A 15,700-nucleotide genomic window follows, 5' to 3' on the forward strand; every position below is an offset into this window, starting at 1 on the left:
TATACCTGTTGCGCAGGTTTATTTACGCTTCAACCGCCCTCACCCTAACCCTCTCCCACAGGGAGAGGGAGCAGAGCCTGCCCGGTATGTCCGTTGGGCAGGCTTATTTACGCTTCAACCGCCCTCACCCTAACCCTCTCCCACAGGGAGAGGGGACAGAACCTGCCCAGAAGGCCAGTTGATCAGCCAACACCGAATTTCGCGCCAGACGATATTTAGTCACCCTGCTCATCAACAACGCCGGGCTGCTCCCTCTCCCTGCGGGAGAGGGTTGGGGTGAGGGCGCGCCACACCGCCACTGACTCCTCCGTCAACTGCAGCCTCACGCCCCCTTCCTCTGCCATTAGCAGACTTTCGCCCTCTTCCTGCTGCCACGCACCTGGCATCAGCAACGGGCTGTACGGCAAAACCACCTCGCCGCCGCCATTGCGCTGCAACGCCACCAAAACGCGTTCCTGATGGTAAGCACGTACAAACACCAGCGTTTCACCGGCGGCGTACAGCACCTGGCAGCCGCCGCGGCGCAGGGCCATGCTGCGTTTGCGCAGTGCCGCCAACCGTTGCACCTGTGCCAGCAAAACCGGGTTCCAACGGCTTTCATCCCACGGGAACGGCTTGCGGCAGAAAGGATCGTTCGCGCCATCCAGGCCAATTTCGTCGCCGTAATACAAACAAGGCGCCCCTATCCAACAAAACAGCCATGCCAACGCCATCTGCATGCGCGGCATATTGTGGTCAAGCAGCGTAATAAAACGGGCGGTGTCGTGGCTATCCAACTGATTAAACAAAATAAGCTGGCGCCCATGCGGCAAGCCGGCACGGTATTCATCCATCCAATTGGCGCAGGCGGCGGCATCGATCTGCACCGGATGGTGCGCCACGTCCAAACCCGCCAAAAAGGCGCGTACCGGCAGAGCAAACCCCATGTAGTTCATCGCCGCATCTTCCACCCCGGCATGCAGCCAACGGCGAGCATCGCCGAAGTGTTCGCCCAGCACATAGGCCTGCGGGTTTTCCTGTTTGATCGCCTGATAAATCCCGGCCAGATGGCGCAAGTTACCGGCCGCGCCGCCATTTTCGCCCAGCATATGCACCACATCCAACCGCCAGCCGTCGATACTGTACGGCGGCCGCAGCCAGTGGCGCACCACGCTGTCTTCCCCCAGATAAATCGCGTGGGCCACCTGCGGCGCGGCAAAGTTCAGCTTCGGCAGGCTGGTGTGCCCTTTCCAACTGAGCGCCTGCCCGTCCGGGTAGAAATTAAACCAGCCCCGGTACGGGGAAGCCGGGTTATGGCAAGCGCCATCGCCATGGTTTTGGTAGCGATCAAACCACGGGTGCGAATCGCCGGTGTGGTTAAAAACCCCATCCAGCACCAGTTTCATACCCACCTTGCGAGTACTCACTCGCAAACGCAGCAGCGCATCGTTGCCGCCAAAGTACGGATCCACCTGGTAATAGTCTTCGGTATCATATTTGTGCACGCTGGGGGCGGTGAAGATCGGATTAAGGTATAGCGCCGTCACCCCCAGACGCTGCAGGTAGGGAAGCTTTTGGCGTATGCCGTCCAAATCGCCGCCATAAAAGGTGGAGGCGGCATGGTTATCTTCCAGTGAATGTTGCCAATCGCGGCGAATCACATCGCTTGCCGCCGCATGATGGTAGTAACTGCCGTCCTGGATGCCGTGGCTGCCGCCGCTGCTGGCAAAACGATCGGGAAATATCTGGTAGAACACCTGATCGGCCACCCACGCCGGGCTGCTGTCCGGTACATCCAGCGCAAACTGCGCCAGTTGCCCCGGCGGCATGGTTGCCCACCCCAATGGGCCAAACCAACGTTGGCTATGCGCCCACACCAGCTTAAAACAATAGCGGCGCGTCGCTTCCCCTTCGTTTAAGGCCAGGCGGGCCTGGTAACGCCACAGCCCCTCGCTGGCCCGCGCTTTCATCGGCAGCAACCATTCCTCATTATCCGGTTCCGCGCGCAAAAACACCTGTTCAGGCAGTTCATCCCCCTGCAGCCAGAGCGTAATGTACAGATACGGCCCTTTCTGCGCCACGAATGGCGGGGCCGCAAGATGCCAGGCATTGAGCATGAAGTTTCTCCTGTGATACGAAACAAAACGGGCGAATGATTTACAGTGCCATAGTGGATCGCATTCCCCCTCCTCTTTTACCGGCAATCGCGGGGAGGAGCCAGGGGGTGGAGACAGGATGCGCTTTGCGGGTTACAAGCAGGCGGTGGTAAAACAGGCGGGCATTAAAACTGCGCCGGCACAGGGCCGGCGCTTACGCAATTACTCTTGCTGGGCGGCCGGTACGGCCTGTTTTTTCTGGCGATTAATCTTGATGTAATATCCAGCCAGCAGCACCACAACCCACACCAGGCCGGCGTACAACGAAACGCGGGTGGTCGGGAAGTAGCCAATCAGGCCAATGATGAACACCAGGAAAACAATCGCCACCGCCGAGGTCAACACACCGCCGCGCAGTGGGAATTCCAGCGCTTTAACCTGCTCGGGCTTCAGCTTGCGGCGAAACGCAATCTGCGAGCACAGGATCATGATCCACACCCACACGGTGGCGAAGGTGGCCAGCGAAGCAATCACCAAAAAGACGCTTTCCGGCATGATGTAGTTAAGATAAACCGCCACCAACAGCGCGGCCATCATGACGACCACCGTCACCCACGGAATACCGCGTTTGGACACCCGGCTGAAGATCTGCGGCGCATGGCCTTGTTGCGCCATACCGTGCAGCATGCGGCCAACCCCGAACACATCGCTGTTAATTGCCGACAGCGAAGCGGTGATCACCACAAAGTTAAGGATGCCGGCCGCTACCGTGATGCCCATATGCTGGAAAGTCAGCACAAACGGGCTACCATTGGTGCCCACCTGGTTCCACGGGTAAATCGACATGATGACGAACAGCGTGCCCACGTAGAACACCAGAATACGCCACGGTACGGAGTTGATGGCTTTCGGGATCGATTTTTTCGGATCTTTGGCTTCACCGGCGGTAATACCGATAATCTCGATGCCGCCATAGGCAAACATCACCAGTTGCAGCGACAGAATCGTCCCCATAATGCCGTTGCTGAAGAAGCCGCCGTTGGCCCACAGGTTATGGATACCGGTTGGCTGCCCGCCGTTGCCGATGCCCCAGATGATGATGCCGATACCGGCAAGGATCATGATAATGATGGTGGCCACTTTGAAGAACGAGAACCAAAACTCCAGTTCACCAAAGACCTTCACGCTCATCAGGTTGATGCCGCCGAGAATCAGTACCACGCTCAACACCCAGATCCAATGCGGCACCTCTGGGAACCAGACGCCCATATAGATACCGAAGGCGGTCACGTCGGCAATCGCCACGATCAGGATTTCAAAACAGTAGGTCCAGCCGGTGATATAGCCCGCCATCGGCCCCAGATAATCCTGCGCATAGCGTGAGAACGAACTGGCCTGCGGGTTATTGACCGACATCTCCCCCAGTGCACGCATAATGATGAAGGCAACGATGCCGCCAATCAGATACGCCAGCAGCACGCTGGGGCCGGCCATTTTGATCGCATCCGCCGAGCCGTAAAACAGACCGGTGCCAATCGCGGAACCGAGCGCCATAAAGCGAATATGGCGGGTGCTCAGGCCGCGCTTGAGCTTATTGGCCGGTTGCTGTGTAGATGATTCCTGTTGCATACAAAAAAACCTGTTTTCTGCGAGCCGTTCCCACCCCATGGTGTTGCCGATTCAGCCCGTTGCGCCAGGAACAGCGCCGCGGGCCGGATAAATCAATGCCTGGAGGGGCAGGCTCTAATACGCAAAAAAGCCACGGACATGTCCGTGGCCCAAACTCAGACCGGGGGTTACTGATGCACTGTCACTTCAGCCCGTGAGCAGACACGGTCATAAATCGCGACCATAACCAGCATCAATAACGAAGGCGGCAACCAGGCCAGCCCTTGCTCAGCCAGCGGCAAATGGGTAGACCAGGCCGGCAAGAACGGTTTGAAGTTGGACGCCTTAACGGCGTCAAGGATACCAAATAACAGGCTGACCAGCATAACCGGCGCCACAATACGCTTGGCGCTGTTCCACCAACGCAGGGTGAAGCTCATCAGCACCAGCACAATGCATGGCGGATAAATGGCGGTCAACACCGGAATCGAGATCTGGATCAGGTGGCTCAGCCCCAGGTTGGACACCACCATCGAGAACAGGCCCAGAATAAACACCAGCGTTTTATACGAGAACGGCAGATATTGCGCAAAGAATTCGGCGCAGGCGCAGGTCAGGCCGACCGCCGTGACCATGCAGGCGATGAAGATCAACGCCGCCAGGAAAGCACTGCCCGGGCTGCCAAAGGTATGCTGCACATAGGCATGCAGGATCACCGCGCCGTTAGTGGCTTCCGGCACCAAAGCGCCGCTGCCGGAGCCCAGTTTGAACAGGCTCAGGTAAACCAGCGTCAGGCCAACCCCGGCGATCAAACCGGCCAGGATGGTGTAACGGGTCAGCAGGCCGGCGTTTTTCACGCCACGAGAACGCGCAGCGTTAACGATAACGATGCCGAACACCAGCGCGCCCAGCGTATCCATCGTCAGATAGCCATTGATAAAGCCAGAAGAGAACGGCACGCCCTCATAGGCTTCAATCGCAGGAATCGGGGCACCCACCGGCCAAAACACCGCGGCAACGCCCAGAATACCCAGCGCAATGATTTTCAGCGGCGCCAGAAAGCGGCCCACGGTATCAAGCAGGCGCCCAGGGTACAGCGAAATGGCGATCACCAGCGCGAAGTAGATCAGGCTGTAGACCAGCAGTGGCGCGGCGCCTTCGCCGGTCAGCGGAGCAATGCCCACTTCAAAGGAAACGGTGGCGGTACGCGGCGTGGCAAACAGCGGGCCGACGGCCAGATAGCACACGGTGGCCAGCACCAGGCCGGCTTTACGGCCAATCGGCGTGCTAAGCGCATCGATCCCGCCACCCACGCGTGCCAATGCGATCACGGTGATCACCGGTAGCCCGACCGCTGTCAGCAAGAAACCGAGTGCGGCAGTCCAAACGTGTTCGCCGGATTGCAAACCCACCATCGGCGGGAAAATAATATTCCCCGCGCCGACGAATAAGGCAAAGGTCATAAAGCCCAATGCCATGATGTCTTTTGACGTTAAACGATGACTCATAAGGTGTCGTGTTGCCTGTTAAATAAAAAATTGCCTGTTGTGTGGTGGCGAAACGCCCCACCCGGGTTGCCGGCTTGCCGCGCCATCGTCGTTGCCTGTAACAATAGAAAAAACGCACCCAGGTGGGGCTTTATTCCTTGAATAACGGTAACCACTGTTGATGATGGGCTGGACTTTAGAAGTTATAAAAATAGAGGATTAGTCCGACAACGGGGACTAAGTAAAACGTTTATAGCGCAGAAAGGCAAGACGAGGATTCTAAAGCAGAGTAATCGACCAGATAATATTTAACATCCAGTTGATCGTGCCAAACTTTATGAAATATACACTACATGATTTGTATTATTTTTGAGCGACCACCTCACAAAATGTGAAACATAGCGCCGTTCACCGCGCAAAACACACAATTACTGCGTTGTTTATGCGCGGTTCACTCTTAGGCCGGCGGCTAGCGCCAAACCTGCTCGGCAATATCCACCACGCTGCGCAGTTTATCCCACTGCTGCTGTTCGCTTAGGCTATTGCCCTCTTCCGTTGACGCAAACCCACACTGCGTGCTTAGGCAAAGCTGCTTCAGATCGACATACTGCGCGGCTTCCGCAATGCGCGTTTTCACCACTTGCGGATCTTCCAGCTCGCCGGTTTTGGTGGTGATCAGGCCCAACACCACCTGCTGTTTGCCCGGCTTGATAAAGCGCAGCGGCTCAAATCCACCTGAACGTTCGTTGTCATATTCCAGGAAGAAGGCATCGATGTTCACTTCGCCGAATAGGATCTCGGCAACCGGTTCATAACCGCCTTCAGAGATCCAGGTGGAGCGGAAATTGCCGCGGCACACATGCAGCCCCACGGTCAGATCTTCCGGTTTGCCTTCCAGCGCCTTGTTCAGCACATCGGCATAGGTGCGCGCCAGCTGCGCTGGATCTTCACCACGCTCCCGGATCTGGCGTTTCTGATCTTCAGAACACAAATAGGCCCACACCGTGTCGTCTAACTGCAGATAGCGGCAGCCGGCGTCGTAGAATGCCTTGATCACATCACGATAAGTTTGCGCCAGATCGGCAAAATACTGGCCGAGATCCGGGTAAACCTGGTGGTCGATCGATTGGCGGCCGCCGCGGAAATGCAGCACGCTTGGGCTTGGGATGGTCATCTTAGGCACCGCATCGCCGGCCACACTCTTCAGAAAACGGAAATCGTCCAGCATCGGGTGCGAGCTGAACCCCAGCTTGCCGGTCACCTTGATGCCGCGCGCCGCGGTCTGCACGCCATTAAACTGGATACCCTGCGTGGCCTGGTAGCCTTCCACGCCATCCAGCCCTTCCAGAAAATCAAAGTGCCACCACGCACGGCGGAACTCCCCGTCGGTCACGACCTTCAGGCCAATTTCCCGCTGCTTGGCAACAACGTAGCGGATCTGCTCGTCTTCAACGGCACGCAATTGCGCCGCGTCAATCTCGCCGCGCTGAAACTGCTGACGCGCCGTTTTCAACGGCGCAGGGCGCAACAGGCTGCCGACAACATCGGCATGGAATGCATGACTGGATTTGGACATGTCTGCTCCTGGTTAAATGCAGGCGGCACCCGCCGCCAGCCCAAATAGTTTACACGATGAATTATTACGCTGCGTTATTTTCAGACTTCTAGACGGCTAAATCTGTAGGAAAGCATCCTGTCATGCCGCATCAAAAGCAGCAATTGAGGAATTTTCATGTGTATTGAGAAAAATTCACGATCCCGATGCGCTCGGCGATAGCGAACCGCGGGCAAGTGGCTCCAGCCCCAATGCGGCACGCGTTTTACGCAGCGTATCCGGCGGCAGCGGCAGATAACCATCGTGGTTGATCAGGCTTTGCCCCTGGCTGGAGAGCACCCGATCGAGAAACGCTGCGGTCAGCGGTTCTAGCGGCTGGTTGGGCGCTTTGTTGATATAGATATACAGGTAGCGCGCCAACGGGTAGCTGCCGTTGCGCACGTTGTCTTCCGTTGGCGGGATATACTCATCACCGCGTTCAGCCAGCGGCAGCAGGCGCACGCCGCTGGCGCGAAAGCCAATGCTGGCGTAACCGATACTGTTGAGCGAACCGGCCACCGCCTGCACCACGGAAGCCGAACCCGGCAGCTCATTCACCCGCGCCATAAAATCACCGCCGCACAGGGCGCGTAACTTAAAGTAGCCGTAGGTGCCGGAAGCGGAATTGCGCCCAAACCGTTGAATGCTACGCTGCGCCCAGTCCCCGGTCATGCCCAGTTGCCCCCAACGCTGCAACGGGGGTTGCTCGCTACAGCGGCGGGTGGCGGAAAATAGCCGATCAAGCTGCGCCAGGTTGAGCCCGCGCAGCGGGTTATCCTGGTGCACCAGCACCACCAGCGCATCCACCGCCACCGGCACCGCCAGCGGCGCATAGCCATAGCGGTGCTCGAACGCCGAGACTTCCGCCGCCTTCATCGGGCGGCTCATCGGGCCAAGCTGCGCCGCCCCGGCCGCCAGCGCCGTAGGGGCGGTGGAGGATCCGGCGGCCTGAATCTGCAGGTTGACGTTCGGGTAGTGCTGGCTGAAATCCTGCCCCCACAGCACCATCAGGTTAGCCAGCGTATCGGAACCGACGCTGGACAGGTTGCCCGACAGCATACCGTCGGGTTGCGCCAACAGGCTGCGGCCAACCAACAACAGGCCAAGCAGCCCCCAGCGGGTAAATCGGATCATAGCGGGCCCATGCGTTAATGTTTCACCGCATTTTCTGATAAAGCCGCCGGCACAATCAACCGATTAGGCAGGGTGAAGATAAAACGGGTGCCGATACCGGGTTCGCTGAGCACTTCCAGCCGCGCATCGTGGTGGCTCAGGGCATGCTTGACGATCGCCAGCCCCAGCCCGCTGCCGCCGGTCTGGCGTGAACGGGCTTTGTCCACCCGGTAAAAGCGCTCGGTCAGGCGCGGGATATGCTCGGCGGCGATGCCGGGCCCATCGTCGCTCACCTGGAACTCGGCGCCGTGCGGGGTTTGCTGCCAGCTCACCTCGATATGGGTGCCCGGCGGCGTATGGTTGACCGCGTTATACACCAAGTTGGAAACGGCGCTGCGCAACTGATCTTCGTTGCCAAACACGCTCAACTGTTCATTCACCCGGAAGCTGATCTCATGGTTGCCGTGGCTTAGCGACTGTGCTTCACGCTGCAATACGCGCAGCAACAGCGGCATATCGACTTTCTCATGCATATCCACCAGCGGCGCCGCTTCAATACGCGACAGGGTCAACAGTTGTTTGACCAGGCCATCCATCCGCTTGGTCTGTTCCTGCATGGTGGCCAGCGCTTTGCCGCGCATCGAGCCGCCCGGCTCGGCGTCGCTCATCATTTCCAGATAGCCCTGCAGCACCGTTAGCGGCGTACGCAGCTCATGGCTGACGTTGGCGAAGAAGTTGCGCCGCGTGCCTTCCAACTGGCGCATCTGGGTGACGTCGCGCGCCACCATCAGCAGTTGCCCTTCGGCGTAGGGCATCACGCGGAACTCCACGTAATGCTCATTATTCAACTGCAACGTCAGTGGTTTACTGAATTCCTGCTGTTGCAGGTAGTGAGTGAACTCTGGGTAGCGCAGCAGGTTAAGGATGTGCTGGCCGCTATCTTCGGGCCAGCGAAAGCCCAGCAAATGCTGCGCCAGGCCGTTACACCAGAAGATATTGCCCTCTTCCGTGGTCATCACCAGTGCATCCGGCAGCGATTCGGCCCCGCTACGAAAGCGTTTGATCAGCAGCGCCAGTTCACGCCGGCGGCGGCGATTGCGCTGCTGCATTTGATACAGGCCATAAAACAGAGGCTCCCAGCTCCAGCGGCCGGGCGGCGGCGTCATACTGCGATCCACCCACAGCCAGTGGGAAAGTTTGAGTTGGTTAGAGTAGTTCCAGACCAGCGCCGCCAGTACGGCAATCAACAGTAGCCAGGGTAAATAGCCGACGATCAAACCCAACAGCAAGGCGGGAAGACAGAAAAGGGCCAGCTCCAGCGCCAGCCGCTTCCAGGATAGGTTTTCTAGCACGCTATGTTCTCCTGTGCGTTACCAATGAGTCTAGTAGCGCGTTGAGAACCGATAGCCAGTGCCGCGAACGGTTTGAACCATTTTGTCATGACCACTGCTCTCCAGCGCCTTACGCAGCCGGCGGATATGCACGTCAACGGTGCGGTCTTCTACATACACGTTAGTGCCCCAGACGTGATTAAGCAATTGTTCACGGCTATAAACACGCTCGGGATGAGTCATGAAAAAGTGTAGCAGCTTGAATTCGGTCGGGCCCATATCCAGAGCCAACTCATTAGCCATAACACGGTGCGATGAAGGATCCAGGCTCAGCCCTTGCATTTCGATCATATCATCTACCGCCATCGGGGAGATACGGCGCATGACCGCTTTGATGCGCGCCACCAGCTCTTTCGGTGAAAACGGCTTGGTGATGTAGTCATCAGCCCCCACCTCCAGGCCCCGCACCCGGTCTTCCTCTTCCCCGCGGGCGGTCAGCATCATCACAGGAATATCGCGGGTCAGCGCTTCGCGCTTCATATGTTTGATAAATTGGATACCGGAGCCGCCGGGCAACATCCAGTCAAGTAACACTAAATCAGGGAACGGCTCAGACAGGCGCGTCACGGCGCTGTCATAATCCTCGGCTTCCAACGGTTGGTAACCATTTTGCTCCAACACAAAGCACACCATCTCGCGGATCGGCGCTTCGTCTTCCACCACCAATATGCGTCTTGCCATCGTCAATCCTGCTAATGTGTTAACGTTCTGTGAGGCCGCGTGCCATCATTTTGCAGTTGCGCATAAACGCCACCGGCAGCCACGTAGCATAAATTCAGCCTTGTTTGCGGGCGCCATTATGCGTCAGTTTTATGACAGATTTATGAAACAAATCGCCATAGCAACCGCATTGCGGGGTCAGGATAAGCATAGCGATTATTACAATTTACACAGAAATATCATACTTCTGCCCTATTCCTCTTATAATCACCGCCAGGATGATATCGCCACGGGAGAGCCGCATGCGCCTGATTCACACGTCTGATTGGCACTTGGGCCAGTTTTTTTTCACCAAAACCCGCGCCGCGGAGCACCAGGCTTTTCTGCACTGGCTGATCGCCCAGGTGGAACAACAGCAGGTGGATGCGCTGATCGTCGCCGGCGATCTGTTCGACAGCGGCTCGCCCCCCAGCTATGCGCGCGAGCTGTACAACCTCTTCGTGGTCGAGCTGCAGCACACCGGCTGCCAGTTGGTGGTGTTGGGCGGCAATCATGATTCCGTGGCGACGCTTAATGAATCGCGCGAGCTACTTTCCTGCCTGAATACTACCGTGGTGGCCAGCGCACAGGCCGATCTGGAGCGACAGATCGTGGTACTGCACCAGCGGGACGGCCAGCCCGGCGCCGTGCTGTGCGCTATCCCCTTCCTGCGCCCGCGCGATCTGCTCACCAGCCAGGCGGGGGAATCCGGCGCGCAAAAACAGCTCGCCCTGCAAGATGCCATTACCCGCCACTACCAGGCGCTGTACCAGGCCGCCTGTGACCGCCGTACCGAGCTGGGCATCACGCTGCCGATCGTCGCCACCGGGCACCTGACCACCGTCGGCGTCACCACCTCCGACTCGGTGCGTGACATTTATATCGGCACGCTGGATGCCTTCCCGGCCCAGCACTTCCCGGCGGCGGATTATATCGCCCTGGGCCATATTCACCGGGCGCAAACGGTGGCCAAGAGCGAACACATCCGTTACAGCGGCTCGCCGATCCCACTCAGCTTTGACGAGCTTGGCACGGGTAAAAGCGTCTACCTGGTGGACTTCGCCGACGGCCAGTTGCAGCAGGTGACGCCGCTGGCGATCCCGTGCTTCCAGCCGATGCAGCTGATTAAAGGCGATTTGCAGCAGATCGAACAGCAGTTGCAACCGTTCGCCGATTACCAGGGGGAACTGCCGGTATGGCTGGATATTGAGGTGGCAACCCAGGATTACCTCAGCGATATTCAGCGGCGCATTCAGCAAATGACGGAAGCGCTGCCGGTGGAAGTGCTGCTGCTACGCCGCAGCAAGGAGCAGCGGCGGCTGGCGATCGCCCAGCAGGACAAAGAAACGCTGAACGAATTGAGCGTCGACGACGTCTTTGAACGGCGGCTGGCGCTGGAGCCGGAAATGGATGAACTGCGGCAACAACGTATCCGCCTGCTGTTTCAGCAGACGGTGGCCAACTTGGCGCAGCCCGATGAGGAGCCTTCCGCATGAAAATCCTGAGCCTGCGCTTAAAAAACCTAAACTCGCTGCAGGGCGAGTGGAAAATCGATTTTAGCGCCGAGCCATTCGCCAGCAATGGGCTGTTCGCCATCACCGGGCCGACCGGCGCCGGCAAAACCACGCTGCTGGACGCCATCTGCCTGGCGTTGTACCACCAGACGCCGCGTCTGCACGTCTCCCCCAGCCAAAACGAACTGATGACGCGCCACACCGCCGAATCGCTGGCCGAAGTGGAATTTGAAGTGAAAGGCATCGGCTACCGCGCCTTCTGGAGCCAGCGCCGCGCCAAAAACCAGGCGGAAGGCAACCTGCAGGCGCCGAAGGTTGAACTGGCGCTGCTGGAAGACGGCAAAATCATCGCCGACAAAGTGCGCGACAAGCTGGATTTGATCGCCACCATCACCGGGCTGGACTTCGGCCGCTTCACCAAATCCATGATGCTGTCGCAGGGGCAATTTGCCGCCTTTTTGAATGCCGACGCCAACGATCGCGCCGAACTGCTGGAAGAGCTGACCGGCACCGAAATTTACGGCCGGCTGTCCGAACAGGTGTTTGAGCAGCACAAGCAAGCACGCATCGATCTGGACGCCCTGCACCAGCGCGCCAGCGGTATTGAACTGCTGAACGACGAACAGCGCCTGGCGCTGGAAAAACAACGCGCCGAACTGGGCGAGCAAGAGGCCGCACTGAGCCAACAAACGCAGCGCCAGCAGTTGGCGTTGAACTGGCTACAGCAGTGGCGGCAGGCGCAACAGCAGCAGCAAACCGCCCAGGCCCGGCTGGCGGCCGTGCAGCAGGAACACCGCCAGGCCGAACCGCAATTGCAACGCCTGGCACGCAGCGCACCGGCGGAAAAACTGCGCCCCTTAATGGACCAACGCGCGCGCTGCAGCCAGGAGGCGGCGGCAATGCAGCAGCACATCGCACAGCTTACGCAGCAGCAGGAACAGCAGTTGGCACAGCTTGCACCGCTGCAACAGGCGCTGGAAAAAGCACGTGCCGAACAGCAAGCGCATGCCGCGCATCAGCAGCAGCAAGTCACGCTGATTGACGAACAAGTGGTGCCGCTCGACGGCCGCATTGCCCTGCTGCAGCAAACCCTGACGGAAACGCAGCAGGCCAGCGACGCTCAGGCGCAGCAGTGTAGCCAGCAGCAGCAACAGTTAACGCAGCTCAATGCGGAACGCACCCAATTGGCGGCGCAAGCCGAACAATACCAGGCCAAACAGACACAGCTCACGAACGCGCTGGCGCAGCAGCAGCAGCAACAGCAGGCGCTGGAGGCCGCCGCACCGCTGGCCACGCTGCGCCAGCATCAGGCCAGGTTGGCCGAGCAGCGCCCTGCCCGCCAGCGCTTATACACGCTCTCCTCCCTGGCGCGGCAAATCGCCCAGCGTCTGGAGCCGCAACGGCAGGAATTCAGCGAACGCCAAACCCAGCTCGCCGCGCTACAACAACAGCTCGAGCTGGCCCGCCAGCAGTTCAAACAACACCGGGCGCTTGAGCAGGAGGTGGAAAAGCGGTGGGAGCTGGAAAAACGCATCGTCAGCCTGGAAGCCGAGCGCGCGCATTTGCAAAGCGGCGAGCCGTGCCCGCTGTGCGGCGCCACCCAGCACCCGGCAATTGCGCAGTACCAGGCGGCTAAACCTTCGGAAACCGAACGGCGCCTGGTGGAAATACGCAAAACCACCGAAGATTTGCAACGCCAGGGCACCGAGCTGCGCACCCGCAGCGAAAGCCTGCAAGAACAGCAGCAGCGCCTGCAGCTGGCCATCGCACAGGACGAACGGCAGCAGGCGGAACATGCCAACGATTGGCAAGCCCTCAGCGCGCCGTTGAATTTGGGCTTCGGCCTGCATGAAGGCACACAGCTGGAAGCCTGGCTGGCAAGCTGCGAAGCCGAGGAACGCCAGTGTCAGCAACAGTTGCAACAGCACGAACAGGCGCTCCAGGCAGTGCAGCAGGCCAAAGACGCGCTGGCGGCGTTGCAACAGGAACAGCAGCGCAGCCAACAGCAACAGCTGTTGCTGGACGAACGCCGCGGCCAGTTGGAGAAAAACCTCAGTGAGGCGCAAAGCCAGCAGCAACGCCTGCAGCAGCAATGTCAGGAAAGCACGCGAGCGCTGGGCGAACTGCGTGCGCAACGCCTGGCGTTATTTGGCGAACAGCAGGTCACACAGGTGCGCGAGCAGTTGCGCAGCCGCCAGGCGTTGTGCGAACAAACCAGCAGCCAGGCGGCGGAGCGGTTGCAGCAGGCCCAGGTGCAAAGCGATCGCCTGGCCGGGCAGCTTGCCGAATTGGAAAAACAGCAACGGCAATGGGCCGAGCGTCTGCAACAGGCTGAACAACACTGGCAGCAAGCGCTATCGGCCAGCGAGTTTGACGATGAAGCGGCATTTACCGCCGCCTTGCTGGATGACGCACAGCGCCAACAGCTACAACAGTTGAAAGAAAGGCTGCAGCAGCAGCAGGCCGAGGCCCAGGCGCTGCTGGCGCAGGCTCAGCAAACGCTGGAACAGCATACGCAAACCCGGCCGCAAGACATGGATGAAGCCGATGCCGACGCCGGCGCGTTAGCCGAGGCATTGGCGGATCTGGCGCAAGGGTTGAAAACGCTGCAGCAGCGCCAGGGCGAAGTGCAAAGCCAGTTGGCAAGCGACGCCGCACGGCGCATCAGCCAACAGGCGCTGTTTGAGCAGATCGCCCAAAGCCAGCAGTATTGCGACGACTGGAGCTACCTTAACCAGCTTATCGGTTCGAAAGAAGGCGACAAATTCCGCAAGTTCGCCCAAGGGCTGACGCTCGATCATCTGGTGTATCTGGCCAACCTGCAGCTAGCCAGGCTGCACGGCCGCTATCTGCTGCAGCGTAAAACCAGCGATGCGCTGGAGCTACAAGTGATGGATACCTGGCAGGCGGATGCGGTGCGCGATACCCGCACGCTGTCGGGCGGTGAGAGCTTTCTGGTCAGCCTGGCACTGGCGCTGGCGTTGTCCGATTTGGTCAGCCACAAGACCAGCATCGATTCGCTGTTTCTGGATGAAGGCTTCGGCACGCTGGATGCCGAAACGTTGGATACCGCGCTGGACGCCCTCGACAGTTTGAATGCATCCGGGAAAACCATTGGCGTGATCAGCCACGTCGAGGCGATGAAGGAGCGCATTCCAGTGCAGATAAAGGTGAAAAAGATCAATGGGCTGGGGGTCAGTAAGCTCGAAAGCCAGTTCCGGGTGGCATAAACCACCGGGCAACCTAACCACCAGTTTTGACACAATCAAAGACGATTCGTTAGGTGAGTGGAGCACGGGTGTGGAAGCCATTGAAGGCGCCGAACGGCGGAACGTAGCATAGGCGAAACCGCCAGGACGGCGGTTTCAGGCGAGACAGGCAGGGACGCCTGTCGTAGCCGGCCGTTCATGCGTAGTGACACAGTGAGAGTAGCCGCGCAGCGGCCGCCTGATATGGCGCAGGCGTGGGTCGTTAGGGGCCGCGCCCACGGCCCCTAACTTGGGCGCGGGCTACGGTGCCACAAAAAACGACCGAGTTATAGCGACCGAAACCCTCTCGGTCAGGGCAAAGAACATTGCCGAAACGGTACTCTGCCACCACCAGCGTAAATAGAATTGCCTTAATAGTATCGAGTTTCTCTGCGGCAATAGTGGCAGGCAATTGTCAGGGCCGCAGGCCCGGCCCCGACACCCCGGCCTGCGCTTAACATGGCCTGCCCGCTGCGCGGGTACCCTCGCGGCGTCCCCGTCGCCGGACGGGTCGGCTACGACAAACATCCCTGTTTGTCTCGCCTCAACCGGCCGTCCGTGGCCGATTGCCCCTGGCAACGGTGCCTTGCTCGGCAGCCCAAGATGCGCGCTAAACGTCAACACCCCAATCTATCGCCACCGGGCAACCTAACCGCCGATTTTGACACAATCAAAGACGATTCATTAGGTGAGTGGAGCACGGGTGTGGAAGCCATTGAAGGCGCCGAACGGCGGAACGTAGCATAGGCGAAACCGCCAGGACGGCGGTTTCAGGCGAGACAGGCAGGGACGCCTGTCGTAGCCGGCCGTGATGCGAAGTGACACAGTGAGGGCAGCCGCGCAGCGGCCGCCTGATATGGCGCAGGCGTGGGTCGTTAGGGGCCGCGGCCTGTATGAACCGGGCACATGGGTAACACTTTACACCGGGCACATGGGTAACAGGTTATAACTGGCACAGTTAACGAGATAGG

The 15,700-nt window shown here is 59.1% G+C and carries 9 protein-coding genes; 2 read left to right on the forward strand and 7 right to left on the reverse strand.

Features of this window, described 5'->3' with window-relative positions:
- Positions 1-215: 215 nt before the first annotated feature.
- The 7 genes from malZ to phoB all read right to left on the reverse strand — a co-directional run bounded on the left by malZ (position 216) and on the right by phoB (position 9,949).
- Positions 216-2,096 carry a maltodextrin glucosidase gene (malZ, locus tag ACN28Q_RS06730; RefSeq protein ID WP_095845636.1) on the reverse strand — a complete coding sequence of 627 codons (1,881 nt, stop codon included), beginning with the start codon at positions 2,094-2,096 and terminating at the stop codon, positions 216-218.
- Positions 2,097-2,297: 201 nt separating this feature from the next.
- A complete protein-coding gene (gene proY / locus ACN28Q_RS06735; protein ID WP_095845637.1) occupies positions 2,298-3,704 on the reverse strand; it encodes a proline-specific permease ProY in 1,407 nt (468 codons plus the stop codon).
- A 167-nt stretch (positions 3,705-3,871) separates the two neighbouring features.
- On the reverse strand, positions 3,872-5,191 hold the full coding sequence (brnQ, locus tag ACN28Q_RS06740) for a branched-chain amino acid transport system II carrier protein (protein WP_095845638.1): 1,320 nt from the start codon (positions 5,189-5,191) through the stop codon (positions 3,872-3,874).
- 448 nt (positions 5,192-5,639) lie between these two features.
- Positions 5,640-6,746, reverse strand: a complete 1,107-nt coding sequence (locus ACN28Q_RS06745) for a cobalamin-independent methionine synthase II family protein (RefSeq protein ID WP_095845639.1) — start codon at positions 6,744-6,746, stop codon at positions 5,640-5,642.
- 174 nt (positions 6,747-6,920) lie between these two features.
- Positions 6,921-7,898, reverse strand: a complete 978-nt coding sequence (locus tag ACN28Q_RS06750) for a PstS family phosphate ABC transporter substrate-binding protein (RefSeq protein WP_095845640.1) — start codon at positions 7,896-7,898, stop codon at positions 6,921-6,923.
- A 14-nt stretch (positions 7,899-7,912) separates the two neighbouring features.
- Complete coding sequence (phoR, locus tag ACN28Q_RS06755) at positions 7,913-9,229, reverse strand: phosphate regulon sensor histidine kinase PhoR (RefSeq protein ID WP_095845641.1); 1,317 nt, start codon at positions 9,227-9,229, stop codon at positions 7,913-7,915.
- Positions 9,230-9,259: 30 nt separating this feature from the next.
- Positions 9,260-9,949 carry a phosphate response regulator transcription factor PhoB gene (gene phoB, locus ACN28Q_RS06760; RefSeq protein ID WP_095845642.1) on the reverse strand — a complete coding sequence of 230 codons (690 nt, stop codon included), beginning with the start codon at positions 9,947-9,949 and terminating at the stop codon, positions 9,260-9,262.
- A gap of 281 nt (positions 9,950-10,230) precedes the next feature.
- Between phoB and sbcD the strand changes: the two genes are divergently transcribed.
- On the forward strand, positions 10,231-11,463 hold the full coding sequence (gene sbcD / locus ACN28Q_RS06765; protein ID WP_095845643.1) for an exonuclease subunit SbcD: 1,233 nt from the start codon (positions 10,231-10,233) through the stop codon (positions 11,461-11,463).
- Complete coding sequence (gene sbcC / locus ACN28Q_RS06770; RefSeq protein ID WP_095845644.1) at positions 11,460-14,711, forward strand: exonuclease subunit SbcC; 3,252 nt, start codon at positions 11,460-11,462, stop codon at positions 14,709-14,711. Before sbcD ends, sbcC begins: the two co-directional genes overlap by 4 nt.
- Positions 14,712-15,700: the final 989 nt, after the last annotated feature.

It is taken from the genome of Gibbsiella quercinecans (genome assembly GCF_002291425.1).
GTDB lineage: Bacteria > Pseudomonadota > Gammaproteobacteria > Enterobacterales > Enterobacteriaceae > Gibbsiella > Gibbsiella quercinecans.

Excerpts from the sequence above, each read along its gene's own strand:
- proY (WP_095845637.1), bottom strand. The coding sequence starts at position 3,704 with ATGCAACAGGAATCATCTACACAGCAACCGGCCAATAAGCTCAAGCGC.
- sbcC (WP_095845644.1), top strand. The coding sequence starts at position 11,460 with ATGAAAATCCTGAGCCTGCGCTTAAAAAACCTAAACTCGCTGCAGGGC.
- sbcD (WP_095845643.1), top strand. The coding sequence starts at position 10,231 with ATGCGCCTGATTCACACGTCTGATTGGCACTTGGGCCAGTTTTTTTTC.
- phoB (WP_095845642.1), bottom strand. The coding sequence starts at position 9,949 with ATGGCAAGACGCATATTGGTGGTGGAAGACGAAGCGCCGATCCGCGAG.
- malZ (WP_095845636.1), bottom strand. The coding sequence starts at position 2,096 with ATGCTCAATGCCTGGCATCTTGCGGCCCCGCCATTCGTGGCGCAGAAA.
- brnQ (WP_095845638.1), bottom strand. The coding sequence starts at position 5,191 with ATGAGTCATCGTTTAACGTCAAAAGACATCATGGCATTGGGCTTTATG.
- ACN28Q_RS06745 (WP_095845639.1), bottom strand. The coding sequence starts at position 6,746 with ATGTCCAAATCCAGTCATGCATTCCATGCCGATGTTGTCGGCAGCCTG.
- ACN28Q_RS06750 (WP_095845640.1), bottom strand. The coding sequence starts at position 7,898 with ATGATCCGATTTACCCGCTGGGGGCTGCTTGGCCTGTTGTTGGTTGGC.